The sequence below is a fragment of the Gordonia liuliyuniae genome (genome assembly GCF_021738805.1).
Taxonomy (GTDB): Bacteria; Actinomycetota; Actinomycetes; order Mycobacteriales; family Mycobacteriaceae; genus Gordonia; species Gordonia liuliyuniae.
Genome location: NZ_JAKKOR010000014.1, coordinates 115,497 through 130,692, shown reverse-complemented (window position 1 = coordinate 130,692; position 15,196 = coordinate 115,497). Strand labels below are relative to the sequence as shown.

Genomic DNA, 15,196 nt, shown 5'->3' with positions numbered 1-15,196 from the left:
TTCCCGAGCAGGAGAAACCCGTGAGCGACACTCATCGCGTCACCTTCGTCCCCGTCGACATCGAGATGGAGGTCAGCGAGGACGAGACGATCCTCGACGCCGCATTCCGCCAGGGCATCCACCTGATGCACGGCTGCCGCGAAGGTCGCTGTTCGGCCTGCAAGTCGTTCGTACTCGACGGCGACGTCCAGATGGACGGGCATTCGACGTTCGCCTGCAACGACGCCGAAGCCGACGAAGGCTACGTCCTCCTGTGCAAGACCTGGGCGTACGACGACTGCGAGATCGAACTCCTCAACTTCGACGAGGACGAGCTCCTCGGCGGCGCCCCTCTCCAAGACATCACCACCCGGGTCACCTCGATCGAACCGATGACCGGCGACATCGTCTCGCTCAAACTCGATCTGACCGTACCGGAGACGTTCGAATTCAAGGCAGGCCAGTTCTGTGACATCAAGATCCCCGGCCACGACGGCACCACCCGGTCGTTCTCACTGGCGACGACGCCGTCGAACCCGAAGCAACTCGAGTTCCTGATCAAGAAGTATCCGGGCGGCCTGTTCGCCGGAATGCTCGACGAGGGACTCGAGGCCGGCCATGAACTGGCGATCACCGGTCCGTACGGTTCGTTCACGCTCAAAGACGGACACGTCCTTCCGATCGTCCTGATGGGCGGCGGGGCAGGCATGGCTCCGGTCCTCGCGCTGCTCCGGCACGCCAGCGAGATCGGACTGACCCGCCCGATCCGCTTCTACTACGGAGCGCGGACCGCAGCCGACCTCTTCTATCTCGACGAGATCGCCCGGCTCGGCGCGCAACTGCCCGACTTCACGTTCACCGCCTGCCTGTCCGAGTCGATGGACGATCCGCCCGACGGCGTCACAGTCGCGCACGGGAACGTCACCGATGTCGTTGAGCAAGCCGAACCCGAGCTGCGAAGGACGGAGGTGTATCTGTGCGGTCCGCCGCCCATGGTCGACGCAGCGCTCGCGCTCGCCGATGCCATGGCGGTCCCCCACGATCAGGTCTTCTACGACAAGTTCACCAGCCCCGCGTTCGACTGAGTCGCCCGGCGAGACCCGCCGAGATCAGCGAGCCATCAGCCAGCCGCCACCGACGACTGGCCCGACGACAGGAACGAAAGGTATGTCCGCACCAGCAGCACCCAAGCGCAGCTTCCCGAGCATCGAATTCACCGATGCCGAGGCAGGCGCACTGGAGTTCCCGAGCTCCCGCAGCCGCAAGTACAGCTACTTCGAGCCCGCGAAGAAGCGCGCCACCATGTACGAGGACGTCACCGTCGACGTGCAGCCCGACCCCGAGAGGTATCTGACCCAGGGCTGGATCTACGGTTTCGGCGACGGACCCGGTGGCTACCCACAGAATTGGACCTCCGCGCAGTCGAGCAACTGGCACGCCTTCCTCGACCCGAACGAGGAGTGGGAGCAGACCATCTTCCGCAACAACTCGGCGGTGGTCCACCAGGTGGAGCTGTGCCTGTCCAACGCTAAACGCGCCCATGCCTACCAAGGCTGGAACCGTCCATGGCTGAACTTCATCGCACGCAATCTCGGTGCGTGGATGCACGCCGAGAACGGGATGGCGCTGCACGTATTCACCTCCATCCAGCGGTCGGGCCCCTCGAACATGATCAACACGGCGGTCGCCGTGAACGCTGCCCACAAGATGCGGTTCGCCCAGGACCTCGCACTGTTCAACCTCGATCTCGACGACGAGGTCGAGGGGTTCGACGGCAGCGCCCACGTCGACGTCTGGCGCAACGCTCCGGAGTGGCAGCCGACGAGGGAGGCCGTCGAACGCCTCACCGCGATCGGCGACTGGTGCCAGCTCCTGTTCGTCACCAACATCGTCTTCGAGCAGCTCGTCGGATCGTTGTTCCGCACGGAACTGGTTATGCAGGTATCCGCCCGCAACGGCGATTACATCACCCCGACCATCGTGGGCACTGGCGAGCACGACTACTCCCGCGACCTCGGCTACACGCGCAACCTGTTCCGCATGCTCTCGCGCGACGAGGAGTTCGGCGAGAGCAACCGCGCACAGTTCGCCGAGTGGATGGCCGAGTGGGTGCCCCGTTGCCTCGACGCGGCCAACGCACTGCAGCCGATCTGGTCCCAGCCGGCCGAGCAGTCGGTCACTTTCGCGACGAGCCTCGACAACGCAAAGGCGAAGTTCACCGAGGTCCTTGAGTCCATCGAGGTCCCAGTCCCAGAGGAGTTGAACAAGTGAGTATGGAATTCGGATCCGCCACAGAGTTCTCGAACATGTGCGGGGTCACCCTGATGAACACTCCGATCGGCCGGGTCGTCGCCGAAGTGATGGGCGAGAAGGACGGAGTGGAGCTGACCGAGTATCCGTCGATGATCCGCGTCGACGGCGCCAACCGCCTCGAATTCGATTACGACGAACTCACCGACGCGCTCGGCCAGGAATTCGACGGATCGGTCTTCGAGGAGATCTCGTCCACCCACTACGGACGCATGGTCCACCTCGACGAGAAGACGATGCTGTTCGCCAGCCCGGAAGACGCCGCCGAATTCATCGGATTCGACTTGACGGCGATGTCGTAACAAGACTCCCCGCCGGGAGTCGAGAACACACTCGGCTCCCGGCGGGGCTACCACCGATTCCCACCACGATTTCCCGCTGTTCGCGTGTGCGACGCGGGTCGAAACGACCAGCCGCTGTTTCAGCCCAAGTGAGAGTGAGTCTGTCATGTATGAGAAGAATGGCGAGAAGTTCTTCATCGTCGATGCGCACGTGCACCTGTGGGACGCACGCGAGGAGAACCTGAAGAACATTCACGGCAAGCAGTTCATCGACTGCTTCTACGACTATCACCGCAATTTGAGCCCGGAGTCGGAGAAGTGGGACTACGAGACCTACCTCTACTACGGCGGCGAACGTCTGATGAAGGATCTCTTCACCGACGGCTACGTCGACCACGCCATCTTCCAGACGACTCTGTTGCGGGACTTCTACAACCACAACTTCTCCCAGTTCCGGGAGACGCAGGACCTCGTGGAAGCCAACCCGGGCAAGCTCACTCACAACTACGCGTACGACCCACGCGACGGCGAAGACGGCATCGTCGCGATGCGCGAGGCCCACAAGAAGTACGGCTTCACCGGCGTCAAGCTGTACACCGCGGAATGGCACGGCGAATCACGCGGATACAAGCTCGACGACATGTGGTCGCGCAAGTACCTGGACGAGTGTGTAGAACTCGGCATCAAGAACGTGCACGTCCACAAGGGACCGACCATCCGCCCCCTCGACAAGGACGCCTTCGACGTCGGCGACATCGACAAGGTCGCGACCGACTACCTGGACCTGAACTTCGTGGTCGAGCACATCGGCCTGCCGCGCCTCGAGGACTTCTGCTGGATCGCCACCCAGGAGACGAACGTCTACGGCGGTATGGCGGTCGCGATGCCGTTCATCCACACGCGCCCCCGCTACTTCGCGCAGATGATGGGCGAACTCATGTACTGGATCGGCGAGGACAAGATCATCTTCTCCAGCGATTACGCGCTGTGGACGCCGCGATGGCTGATCGAGCGGTTCGTCGACTTCCAGATCCCGGAGGACATGACCGAGTACGCGCCCCTCACCATGGATCAGAAGCGCAAGGTGCTCGGCTTGAACGCCGCGAACCTGTACCCGCACATCCAGGTCCCCGAGGAGCTCAAGGTCAAGGCCCCGAGCGAGGAGACTCCGGTCGGCTCGAGTCCTGCAGTCGGCGCAGGCGTGTAGGGGGTCGATGATGACGACCCTTCACGAACGGCCCACCAGGGTCGGCTCCCTCGAATCGCAGATCATGGCAGCACTCGACACCGTCATCGATCCCGAACTGGACGAGCCGATCACCGATCTGTTCTTCGTGCGGTCCATCGCGATCGACGACGCGGGCGTCGAGGTGCATCTACGGCTCCCCACGTCGTTCTGTTCGCCGAACTTCGCCTATCTGATGGCTTCGGATTCACTCGACGCGCTCGAGTCGATCGACGACATCGGCGTGGTTCGGGTGATGCTCGACGACCACCACGACAGCGACAAGATCAACGTGGGCCTGGCGGCGCACGCAGGTTACCGCGGCACGTTCGGCGACGAAGCGGACGAGAGCCTCGACGCCCTGCGGTTGACGTTCATGCGCAAAGCGCACACGGCCGCGATGGAACGCAGTCTGACCGCACTCATCCGGGACGGCGTCATCACCAACGAGGACGTCGGCCACGTGCTGCTCCGCGACCTGCCGGCCGGCCGATTCACGTCGGCGTTGATGCGGCGACGCGTCGCGATCGGCCTGTCGGCGTGCCCGAACAGCCGAGTACTCGTCGACGATCACGGGCACGCGATCCCCGACGACGAGGTGCCGGTGAAGCTCCGGTTCGCGCGGTCGGTGCGGATCTCGATCGAGGGCAACGGGCACTGGTGCCGGGGCGTGCTCGCCACCCGATACGCCGACGACGACTGCGACGGCACGTCGGGACCGCTCGTCACCAACACTCGCCACACCGCACAGGAGCAGCCATGAGAGCAGTACGAGTCGTCGGCTACCACCAGCCGATGGAGATGACCGAGATCCCGAAACCCGAGATCAGCGGGCCGCTGGATGTGATCGTGCGAATCGGGGGCGCGGGTGTGTGCCGCACCGACCTGCATGTGCTCGAAGGCCAGTGGGAGGCCAAGTCGAATGTCACACTCCCCTACACGATCGGCCACGAGAACGCGGGGTGGGTCGACGCCGTCGGCTCGGCGGTCACCAACGTCGCCGTCGGCGACAAGGTGATCCTGCACCCGCTGATCACGTGCGGGCTGTGCCGCGCGTGCCGTGCGGGCGATGACGTCCACTGCGAGAACAGCCAGTTCCCCGGCATCGACACCGACGGCGGCTACGCCGAGTACCTGAAGACCACGGCCCGCAGCGTCGTGAAGCTCGACGACTCCCTGGAGCCTGCCGACGTGGCTGCGCTGGCCGACGCGGGCTTGACCGCCTACCACGCGGCAGCCAAAGTCGCGCGGGACACACGTCCCGGACAGACGTGCGTCGTGATCGGCGCCGGCGGGCTCGGCCACATCGGCATCCAGGTGTTGAACGCGATCTCGGGTGTCACGATGATCGTCGTCGACCGCAACCCCGACGCCGTGAAGCTCGCCGTCGAGGTCGGCGCTCACCACGGCGTCGTCGCCGACGGCACGCAGGTCGAGAAGGTCCTCGAGATGACCGGCGGGCACGGCGCCGAAGCGGTTCTGGACTTCGTCGGCGAAGGCGGAGCCACCGCGGAAGGCGTGGCCATGCTGCGTCAGGCCGGCAGCTACTACGTGGTCGGGTACGGCGAAAACATCGACGTCCCGACCATCGACATCATCTCCAGCGAGATCAACTTCATCGGCAACCTCGTCGGCTCGTACAACGATCTCGGCGACCTCATGACGCTCGCCGCGCAAGGCAAGGTCGCACTGCACACCAGCACCTATCCCCTCGACGACTTCGCCGACGCGCTCGCCGATCTCGACGCGGGCAAGGTCCGAGGCCGCGCCATCCTCATCCCCTGATCACCCCTCTCATCGAAAGGTCTACCGACCATGGCTAAAGAACTGCGGTACAACGCCGACGCACGCGTCCTCCTCGAGCGTGGGGTCGACGCGCTCGCCGACGCCGTCAAGGTGACACTCGGCCCGAAGGGACGCAACGCGGTCCTGGAGAAGCTCACCGGCCCTCCCACCATCACCAACGACGGTGTCACGATCGCCCGCGAGATCCAGTTGCGTGAACCGTTCGCCAACATGGGCGCCCAATTGGTGAAGGAGGTGGCGATGAAGACGAACGGTGTCGTCGGCGACGGCACGACGACGGCCACCGTTCTCGCGCAGGCGATGGTGCGGGAAGGCATGCGCGCCGTGGAAGCGGGCGCCAACCCGATGCGCGTTCGACGTGGCATCGAACGCGCCGTCGAACAGGTCCTCGAGTCGTTGAACGGCCAATCGGTCGCGATCAGCGAACGCGACGACCTCCTCCGTGTCGCGTCCCTGGCCGCCAGCGACGACGACGTGATCGGTGCGGCCATCGCCGACGCGGTCGTATATGCGGGCGACAGCGGTGTGATCACCACTGAGGAAAGCGACACACCGGGGCTCACCGTCGACGTCGTGGACGGCATCGAGTTCGACCACGGCTACATCTCGGGCTACATGGTGACTGACCAGGAGCGGATGGAGGCGGTCCTCGACGAGCCGGTGATCCTGTTGACCAACAAGAAGATCACCTCGGTGCAGGACATCATGCCCGCCGTGGAGTCGGCCAAACGCGCCGACCGGCCGCTGCTGGTGTTGGCCGAGGACGTCGACGGTCCGGCGCTGCAGTTCCTCGTCGGCGGCAACATGCACAACCACATGCGGTCCGTGGTCGTGCGGGCGCCCGGCTTCGGTCACCGCCGCGTCGCCGAACTCGAAGATCTCGCCGTCGCGCTGGGTGGACACGTCATCGCCAAGGACACCGGCGTAGAACTGGCGGACGTCACCGGCGAACACCTCGGTCGGTGCAGCCGGGTCACCGTCACCGAGAACACGACGACGATCGTGGGCGCCACCGGCGAGCAGTCGCTGGTCGACGCGCGGGTCGCGCAGCTCCGCGCGCAACGCGATCGGGCGCGCATCGACGCCGACCGCGACAGCCTGGAACTACGGATCGCGCGCCTGACCGGCCGCGTCGCGGTGATCCGGGTCGGCGGCTACACGAGCGTCGAGCTCAAGGAGCGCATGCTCCGCGTCGAGGACGCGCTCGCCGCGACCGAGGCCGCCGTCGAGTCCGGAGTCGTCGCGGGCGGCGGCACCGCGCTCGCACAGTCGCACCGGGCGTTGGAGTCGCTCACCCTCGACGCCGACGAAGGCGTCGGGGTCGCCGTGGTCCGCGCGTCCCTGGCCGAACCGCTCCGATGGATCGCCTTGAACGCAGGATACGACGGCGACGCCGTGGTCGACGTCGTGGCCGACCTGCCGTCCGGGCACGGCTTCAACGCGTTGGACGGCGGCTACACGGACATGTTCGAGGACGGGATCATGGATCCGACGAAGGTCACGCGAGCCGCGCTCGAGAGCGCAGCCTCGATCGCCGCTCTGCTGCTCACCACCGAGACGGCGGTCGTCGAAGAGGTCATGGGCCATCCGGGCGCCATCGAGGCTCCCGGCTTCGGCGATCTCGCCGAGGGCATGGTCCGGCCGTCCAACATCTACTGAGAGAGGAACGCGCGGATGATCTTCATCGTGGTCAGATTCGCAGTGGCCGACGAGCACGTCGACGGTTGGTTGGACCGCACGCGCGAGTTCACCGAGGCGACGCGGAGCGAGCCGGGGAACCTCTGGTTCGACTGGTTCCGGAGCGCTGACGACCCGTCGGAGTTCGCTTTGGTCGAGGCCTTCGCCGACGGCGACGCAGGTGCCGCCCACGTGAACTCGCAACACTTCAAAGCCGGCCTCGACGCCATGAGGCCGGCCCTGAAGGAGACCCCACGCATCATCAGTCGCGACGTCGAGGGCTCCGACTGGTCTGAGATGGGCGAGCTCACGATCTGAGGCCACGCCCATCCCGGCTGGTTGAGCGAGCGAAGTGAAACCGGTGCCGTCCCGACGCCTCCACACCGGAACGGTTCCGGACTCCACTTCGCTCGCTTGACTTGCATCTGCAAGTTGTCTCAAGTTGAGACACCATCCAGTGACTCACGTCATAGTCTAGAAGCGGGAGGCCTCAGTCCGGCAGTCCAGAAGAGAGAAGTATGCCTGCACACGATCTGATCGCAGTACGCCACCGTTTCCTCACCGACGCGGCGCCGACGGACGGCGTCCGGGAGTCGATCTCGAGTTCGTGGCGACGATCGAAGGCGATGGACATCTCCGCCGATCCGATCGATCTGCCGTTCGTGCGGGAACCCGAGCTGGACAGTCCGCTCGTGGCAGCCGCACGTCCGATCATGCGGCGTCTCGCCGAAGGGTTGGAGTCCGAGCCGGTCAGCGCAATCCTCACCTCCGACGATGGAGTCGTGTTGAGCAGGGTCGGCGCCGTCGGCAGGCTGGGTCGCGATCTCGACACGGTACGCCTTGCGCCGGGGTTCAGTTACGCGGAGAGTTTCGTCGGCACCAACGGCATCGGCACGACGCTGGAGACGCGCAAGCCGACGCTCGTCGTCGGCGCCGAACACTATCGGGAATCGCTCGTGGACCTCGCCTGCGCCGGCGTCCCCGTGGTCGACCCGATGTCGGGGCGGATGCTCGGCGTCATCGACCTGACGGGGCGAGTCGAGCACGGCGGCGGCCTGATGATGACGCTCGCCTTGTCCACCGCGAAACAGATCGAGGACCGGCTGCTCGAGATGTCGGGGACGCTCGCGTCGTCGTTGCTACAGGCGTACGACATCGCCTGTCGTCGCCACGCGGGCACCATGGTGCTGGCAGTCAGCGACGATCTGGTCCTGATGAACCAGCGGCTGCGGCGAACCGTCGAATCGTCCGATCAGGCCGCCATGCTGGAGCACGCCGTCGACTGCGCCGCGACCGGGACGCGATCGGCGGTCGACCAGCTGCCGAGCGGGCTCACCGTTCGCATCACACGCGTCGACGCCGTCGAGGCCCTCGGATCGGCCGCACTGTTCACGGTGCACATCGTGGACGCCGTCGGCCACACGCCCAGTCCGCGCCGAGCGCCCCCGTCGTTGCCAGGACTGGTCGGCCGCAGCTCCGTGTGGCGGCAGGCCTGCACCGAACTGCTCCGCACGCTGGAGACCTCGCAGTGGACGGTCGCGTCCGGTGAAAAGGGCACGGGCCGATGCTCAGCGCTCAAAGCCGCCGCGGAAGCGTACCGGCCAGGTCATGTCCGCGTGTTCGGACCGGAGTCGCTCACCGCTGAGGGCCTCGCTGACCTGGCAGGCGAACTCGACCACGAGGGCTTCAACATCATTCTCCGCGACATCGACACCCTCGGGCCGGCGACCGTCGAAGAGCTCGCCGACCTCCTCTCCGGACGGATGGACGACGGCTGGCTGGGGATAACAGTGGACCTCGGAGACGTCGACACCACACTCGACACGGTGCTCATGCCGATGTTCGTCCGCACCGTCACGATTCCAGCGCTGCGATACCGCATCGAGGACTTGCAGGATCTGGTGCCCCTGCTGCTGCGGCGGATCACGCGCGGAGGCGACCTCCAGCTGGCGCCGGCGGCGATGCGGCAGCTCGCGAAGTACGGGTGGCCGGGCAACGTCGCCGAGCTCCGCAACACCCTGCTGACAGTGGTCCGCAAACAGCGCACGGGCGTCGTCGAAGTCGATCAGCTGCCACCGGTGTGCCGCACGTTCGGCCGCCACACCCTCTCGCAGATCGAGGCCCTCGAACGCGACGCGATCGTCCGGGCGCTCACCGAGAACGACTACAACAAGCGTGCCGCCGCCGAATCCCTCGGACTGAGCCGCGCCACGATCTACCGCAAGATCAAACAGTTCAGCATCGCGACCTAGTTCCGGCCGAGACGCGCCCGCACGGAGTTGGAGACGTCCACTCACTGACCGAGGCCGCAAACCTACACCGCTCAGCGCCTACGACACAGTCACGGCGACGTGTCCCCTCAGCGGTGTAGGTTTGCGCGCTCACACACGTTTGGTTCGACTGGTCGAGGGGTAGTCCGGCCGAAACGATGACGCCAGCTGCCCAGGGGTAGGGCCCAGAGTGGGAAGGAGTACCGACGTGCCGTCCGCCGAGACAGTCTGGGACGCACTGCAGCGTTGGTATGCCTGCGGTGAGCCGGCGGCGCTCGCCCGGGTGGTGCACACCTCGAGTTCGGCTCCGCGCGGTCTCGGTGCTGCGATGGGTGTAACGCAATCCGGCCAGGTCGTCGGCAGCCTCTCCGGAGGCTGTATCGAGGGTGATGTGGTCGCGCTGGCACAGGAGGTGATCGATTCCGGCACTCCGGTGACCTCGTCCTACAGCAGCGACACCGAGGATGCCTTCGCGCCGGGGCTGCCCTGCGGCGGCACCGTCGATGTGTTCGTCGAACCGGTGGATTCGTCGCTGGCTGCGGTGCTGCCCACGCTCATGGACTCGGTGCGGGACGGCGATCCGGTGGCCCTGGCCACCGTGATGGCGGACGCCGGCCCGCGTCGGCATCTTCTCGTCGGCGCCCGACAATCACTCGCCTCGCTGGGCGATTCCCGCCTCGATCATGCCGCGATCGACGACGTGCGAGGCCTGTTGGCGTCAGGCACGACGCGTGTCGTCCATCTCGGTGTCCAAGGGCAGCGTCGACACGACGAGTTGGCCGTGTTCGTGCAATCGTTCGGCGCGCCGCCGCGGATGCTGATCTTCGGCGCGAACGACTTCGCCGCGGCGCTGAGCGGGATCGGACAGTTCCTCGGCTATCGGGTCACCGTGTGTGACGCGCGGTCGACGTTCGCTACCGCCGAACGATTCCCGGATGCCGACGAGGTGATCGTCGGCTGGCCGCACCACTATCTGGCCGAGACGCAGGTCGACGCCTCGACGGCGATCTGCGTGCTCACCCACGACCCGAAGTTCGATGTCCCCGTACTCGAGGTGGCGCTGCGAACGGACGCCGGGTACATCGGCGTGATGGGCAGCCGACGCACCCACGCCGATCGAGTCTCGCGACTACGTGACGCCGGCCTGACCGCCGGACAGGTCGCGTCCCTGGCCGCCCCGATCGGGCTCGACCTGGGCGCGCGAACACCGGAGGAGACGGCGACGTCGATCGCCGCAGAAATCGTCGCCCAGCGCTGGCGCGGTAGCGGCACCCGGTTGAGCGACCTCGATGTGCCCGTACACCATGACGTCGACTGAACTGCCGAACGGCTCGCCCTCGGTCGACGCGACCGGTGTCGTGTTGGCGGCCGGCGCGGGCAGGCGTTTCGGACAGCCCAAGGCCCTCGTGCAGTTTCACGGTGAGCGCCTCGTCGATCGTGCCGTGCGCCTGCTGATCAGCGGCGGGTGTCGACGAGTCGTGGTGGTGTCCGGAGCGGCTCCGCTGCAGGTCGACGGTGCCGACGTGGTACACAACCCACGGTGGCGAACCGGCATGGGTTCATCTCTGGTGACGGGTCTCGCTGCCGTGCGCGAGTCTGCGGCGTTAGTGATACCCGTCGACATGCCGTGGCTCGGCGCCGAGGCGGTTCGACGGCTGCGATTCGCGGGTTCGACCCTCGCGGTGGCGACGTACCACGGCCGTCGAGGTCACCCGGTCCTCATCGGTTCCCAGCACTTCCCCGAGGTGTCCGCGACCGCGGTCGGCGACATCGGTGCGCGTGAGTATCTCGCGACGCACGCCTACCTGGTGCGTGCAGTGCCCTGCGACGACACCGGAACCGCGGCAGACGTTGACACCCCGCAGGATCTCGTGGATGCGCTCGGTTTCGCGCGGCCCGAGGGAGGGTACCCGGGCTGAATGGAAGCCTCGAAAGCTCGGTCGGACATCTCGCTGGAGGTCGATGGTGAGCGCCGGTCGCTGACAGTCGACAATCGCACCACCCTGCTCGACGCGCTGCGCGAGCATCTCGACGTGACGTCACCGAAGAAGGGGTGCGATCACGGTCAGTGTGGATCGTGCACCGTGCTGCTCGATGGTCGTCGAGTCACCACGTGCCTCACCTTCGCCGTAGCCCAGGACGGCGCCCAGATCACCACTGCGGCCGGGCTGGCCAGCGGCGATGAGTTGTGCTCGATGCAGCAGGCCTTCCTCGATCACGACGGCTTCCAGTGCGGCTACTGCACTCCCGGCCAGATCTGTTCGGCGATCGGCATGCTCGACGAAGTGAAGGCCGGTCATCCCAGCCATGTCACCGACGACTTGGCCGCGGAGCCTGATCAACTCAGCGACGACGAGATCAGGGAACGGATGAGCGGCAACCTGTGCCGCTGCGCCGCCTATCCCAACATCCTGGCCGCGATCCGACAGGCGGCCACGCCATGATCCCGTTCGAGTACCGACGCGCGGCCAGTACGCAGGATGCGGTGAGCACGGTATCGTCGCGACCGGATGCCGCCTACGTGGGCGGCGGTACGAACCTCGTCGACCACATGAAGCTCGGCGTGGCCGGACCGCAGTTGCTGGTGGATGTGAGCCGTCTCCCGCTCACCGACGTCGAGGAGTTGCCCGGGGGCGGCCTGCGCATCGGGGCGGCGGTGCCTAACAGCGACCTCGCCGCACATCCCCTCGTGCGCACTCGGTATCCCGCCCTGTCCCGGGCACTGCTTGCCGGTGCGTCCGGACAGCTGCGCAATCTGGCCACCACCGGCGGCAATCTACTGCAACGAACCCGGTGCCCCTATTTCCAGGACATCACCACACCGTGCAACAAACGCGAGCCCGGTACCGGGTGTTCGGCCATCGGCGGGTACGTCCGCTACCACGCGATCCTGGGTGCCTCGCCGCAGTGCGTGGCGACGCACCCGTCGGACATGGCGGTTGCCCTCATCATGCTCGACGCCGTCGTGGTGATCGAAGACAGCGACGGCGAGAAGCGCCTCCCACTCACCGACCTGTATCGGCTGCCCGGCGACCACCCGGATCTGGACACCGTGCTGACCCATGGCCAACTCATCACCGCAGTGGAGTTGCCCGCACCGCCGGTCGGTGCACGGTCGACGTATCGCAAGGTGCGTGACCGCGCCTCCTACGCCTTCGCCCTCGTCTCCGTCGCCGCCGAAGTGGTCCTCGACGTAGACGGTGACCGGATGACGTCAGCCCGCATCGCGTTCGGCGGCGTCGCGCACAAGCCGTGGCGAGCCGGCGAGGCTGAGGCTGTGCTGAATGGCGCAGCGCCCACCGACGACACGTTCGCCCGGGCGGCGCACGCTGAACTCGTTCGGGCACAGCCACTCGACGGCAACGAGTTCAAAGTCGAGCTGACCCAACGCCTCCTCGCGGCCACGCTGCGCAGCCTCACCGAACAGGCATCACGATGACACTGATCCCAGCCACGTCCATGGGCGCGTCCCTCACCCGACTCGACGGGCCGGCGAAGGTCACCGGCACCGCGCGTTACGCGTTCGAGCACCCAGTCGAGCACCCGACGTACCTGCACCCGGTCCAGGCCACCGTTGCACATGGGCGCGTCACCGCAATGGACACGTCCGCGGCCGGACGGCTCGACGGTGTGGTCGCCGTGCTCACGGTGTTCGACGCACCCGATCTCGCCGACACGTCGGACGGCGAACTAAGCATTCTGCAGGACGACAAGGTCCATTTCCGCGGACAGTTGATCGGAGCCGTGGTCGCCGAGTCTCCCGAGATCGCGCGCGAGGCAGCCGATCTGGTGCGCGTCGACTATCGCGAGGAAGCACACCGCACCGAACTGCGTGTCGACGATCCTCGGCTGTACGCCCCGGACACGGTGAACGGCGGTCATCCCACCGATACCGAGACAGGCGATGTCGATGCCGCCCTCGACGATGCGGCAGTGACGGTCGATCAGACCTACACCACTCCGATCGAACACAACAACCCGATGGAACCCCATGCGTGCGTGGCCATCTGGGACGAGACTCCTGGTCGCCCGCAGCTGACACTCTACGACTCGACGCAGGGCGTGCACTCCGTGCGCCAGATGCTGGCGCCACTGTTCGGCCTCGAACTCGAGCAGGTGCGCGTGAGATCCCCGCACGTCGGCGGCGGCTTCGGGTCCAAAGGGGCCCCGCACGCGCACAACGTGCTCGCCGTCCTCGCCGCCCAGCGCAGCGGCGGCCGGCCGGTCAAGTTCGCCGTCACCCGCCAGCAGATGTTCTCGCTCGTCGGGTACCGCCCTCCGACGATCCAACGGGTCAGGCTGGGCGCCGACCCCGATGGGGCGTTGACGGCCATCTCGCACGAGGTGGTCGAGCCGACATCCGCGGTCAAGGAGTATGCCGAGCAGACTGCTGTGCCCTCCCGCACGATGTACGCTGCGCCGAATCGGCGGACCTCACACCGGTTGGTCCCGCTCGACGTGCCAGTGCCCAATTGGATGCGTGCGCCCGGCGAGTGCCCCGGCATGTTCGCCGGCGAGGTCGCCATGGATGAACTCGCCGTCGCCTGCGACCTCGATCCGATTGAGGTTCGGATCCGAAACGAACCCGACGTCGACCCGGAGTCGGGCAACCCGTGGTCGGGACGCCACCTCGTCGACTGTCTACGCACCGGCGCGCAGCGGTTCGGCTGGGCAGAGCGCGATCCGACGCCACGGAACCGGGCCCGCGGGCAATGGTGGCTGGGCACCGGGATGGCCTCCTCGGCGTATCCCGCGCTGTCGATGCCCGGCAACACAGCTCGCATCGAGTACCGCGCCGACGGCGTGTACGCAGTGCAGATCGGTGCCGCCGACATCGGCACCGGCACGTGGACCGCCTTGACGCAGGTCGCGGCCGACGCCCTCGGCTGCGACACCGACTCGGTCGACGTGCAGATCGGTGACACCGACTTGCCGTCGGCTTCGGTGGCCGGCGGGTCGTCGGGCATCACATCGTGGGGCACGGCGATCGTCACGACCGCGCGCGCCTTCCGGCAGGCCCACGGCGACAAGCCGTCCACCGGCGCTCACACGATCACCGAGGCACCGGAGAACCCGGACGCGGATAAGTTCGCGATGCATTCTTTCGGCGCACACTTCGTCGAAGCCCAAGTGAATCGCGACACCGGCGAGATACGAGTGCCACGGATGTTGGGCGTGTTCTCCGTCGGCCGCGCCATCAACGCAGGCACCCTGCGCTCACAGCTGATCGGTGGAATGACGATGGGACTGTCGATGGCACTGCATGAGGAGAGCGTGCGCGATCATCGGTTCGGCCACGTGGTGACGCAAGATCTGGCCGCGTACCACATCAGTGCACACGCCGACGTTCACGACATCGAGGCCATCTGGCTCGACGAGGTGGACGAGCACGTCAACCCGATGGGCTCCAGGGGCGCGGGCGAGATCGGCATCGTCGGAGCCGCAGCGGCGGTCGCCAATGCGGTCTACCACGCCACCGGGATACGACTGCGCGACCTGCCGATCACAGCCGACCGTCTGCTGGGGTGAGCCGGTCCGCACGAGTCGGAGACGTCCTCCCGCTGATCGACACCGCAAACCTACACCGCTCAGCGCCTACGACACTGTCACGGCGACGTCTCCCCTGAGCGGTGTAGGTTTGTCCGCCC

At 66.5% G+C, this 15,196-nt stretch carries 14 protein-coding genes; all 14 read left to right on the top strand.

What is annotated here, in order from left to right:
- Positions 1-20 precede the first annotated feature (20 nt).
- The 14 genes from L5G33_RS19005 to L5G33_RS18940 all read left to right on the top strand — a co-directional run bounded on the left by L5G33_RS19005 (position 21) and on the right by L5G33_RS18940 (position 15,077).
- On the top strand, positions 21-1,064 hold the full coding sequence (locus tag L5G33_RS19005; RefSeq protein WP_236999744.1) for a 2Fe-2S iron-sulfur cluster-binding protein: 1,044 nt from the start codon (positions 21-23) through the stop codon (positions 1,062-1,064).
- Between the two features lie 82 nt (positions 1,065-1,146).
- Positions 1,147-2,250, top strand: coding sequence for an aromatic/alkene monooxygenase hydroxylase subunit beta (locus L5G33_RS19000; protein WP_236999743.1), 1,104 nt, complete (start codon positions 1,147-1,149; stop codon positions 2,248-2,250).
- Positions 2,247-2,591 carry a propane 2-monooxygenase effector subunit MimD gene (gene mimD / locus L5G33_RS18995; protein WP_236999742.1) on the top strand — a complete coding sequence of 115 codons (345 nt, stop codon included), beginning with the start codon at positions 2,247-2,249 and terminating at the stop codon, positions 2,589-2,591. The genes L5G33_RS19000 and mimD overlap by 4 nt, the downstream gene beginning before the upstream one ends.
- 145 nt (positions 2,592-2,736) lie before the next feature.
- Complete coding sequence (locus tag L5G33_RS18990) at positions 2,737-3,777, top strand: amidohydrolase family protein (protein WP_236999741.1); 1,041 nt, start codon at positions 2,737-2,739, stop codon at positions 3,775-3,777.
- 10 nt (positions 3,778-3,787) lie between these two features.
- Positions 3,788-4,558, top strand: coding sequence for an iron-sulfur cluster assembly protein (locus L5G33_RS18985; RefSeq protein WP_236999740.1), 771 nt, complete (start codon positions 3,788-3,790; stop codon positions 4,556-4,558).
- Positions 4,555-5,580 carry an NAD(P)-dependent alcohol dehydrogenase gene (locus tag L5G33_RS18980; protein WP_236999739.1) on the top strand — a complete coding sequence of 342 codons (1,026 nt, stop codon included), beginning with the start codon at positions 4,555-4,557 and terminating at the stop codon, positions 5,578-5,580. The genes L5G33_RS18985 and L5G33_RS18980 overlap by 4 nt, the downstream gene beginning before the upstream one ends.
- A 30-nt stretch (positions 5,581-5,610) precedes the next feature.
- Complete coding sequence (gene groL, locus L5G33_RS18975) at positions 5,611-7,260, top strand: chaperonin GroEL (RefSeq protein ID WP_236999738.1); 1,650 nt, start codon at positions 5,611-5,613, stop codon at positions 7,258-7,260.
- 15 nt (positions 7,261-7,275) lie between these two features.
- Positions 7,276-7,596: a putative quinol monooxygenase gene (locus L5G33_RS18970; protein ID WP_236999737.1), complete on the top strand. Its 321-nt coding sequence runs from the start codon at positions 7,276-7,278 to the stop codon at positions 7,594-7,596.
- Positions 7,597-7,796: 200 nt separating this feature from the next.
- Positions 7,797-9,530 (top strand): sigma-54-dependent Fis family transcriptional regulator, encoded by a 1,734-nt coding sequence (locus tag L5G33_RS18965; protein WP_236999736.1) that lies wholly within the window; start codon positions 7,797-7,799, stop codon positions 9,528-9,530.
- Positions 9,531-9,756: 226 nt separating this feature from the next.
- Positions 9,757-10,866, top strand: coding sequence for an XdhC family protein (locus tag L5G33_RS18960; RefSeq protein WP_236999735.1), 1,110 nt, complete (start codon positions 9,757-9,759; stop codon positions 10,864-10,866).
- Positions 10,853-11,467 carry a nucleotidyltransferase family protein gene (locus L5G33_RS18955; protein ID WP_236999734.1) on the top strand — a complete coding sequence of 205 codons (615 nt, stop codon included), beginning with the start codon at positions 10,853-10,855 and terminating at the stop codon, positions 11,465-11,467. The genes L5G33_RS18960 and L5G33_RS18955 overlap by 14 nt, the downstream gene beginning before the upstream one ends.
- Positions 11,468-11,992: a 2Fe-2S iron-sulfur cluster-binding protein gene (locus L5G33_RS18950; protein WP_236999733.1), complete on the top strand. Its 525-nt coding sequence runs from the start codon at positions 11,468-11,470 to the stop codon at positions 11,990-11,992. It abuts the gene before it with no gap.
- Complete coding sequence (locus L5G33_RS18945) at positions 11,989-12,987, top strand: FAD binding domain-containing protein (RefSeq protein ID WP_236999732.1); 999 nt, start codon at positions 11,989-11,991, stop codon at positions 12,985-12,987. Before L5G33_RS18950 ends, L5G33_RS18945 begins: the two co-directional genes overlap by 4 nt.
- Positions 12,984-15,077, top strand: coding sequence for a xanthine dehydrogenase family protein molybdopterin-binding subunit (locus tag L5G33_RS18940; protein ID WP_236999731.1), 2,094 nt, complete (start codon positions 12,984-12,986; stop codon positions 15,075-15,077). Before L5G33_RS18945 ends, L5G33_RS18940 begins: the two co-directional genes overlap by 4 nt.
- Positions 15,078-15,196 lie beyond the last annotated feature (119 nt).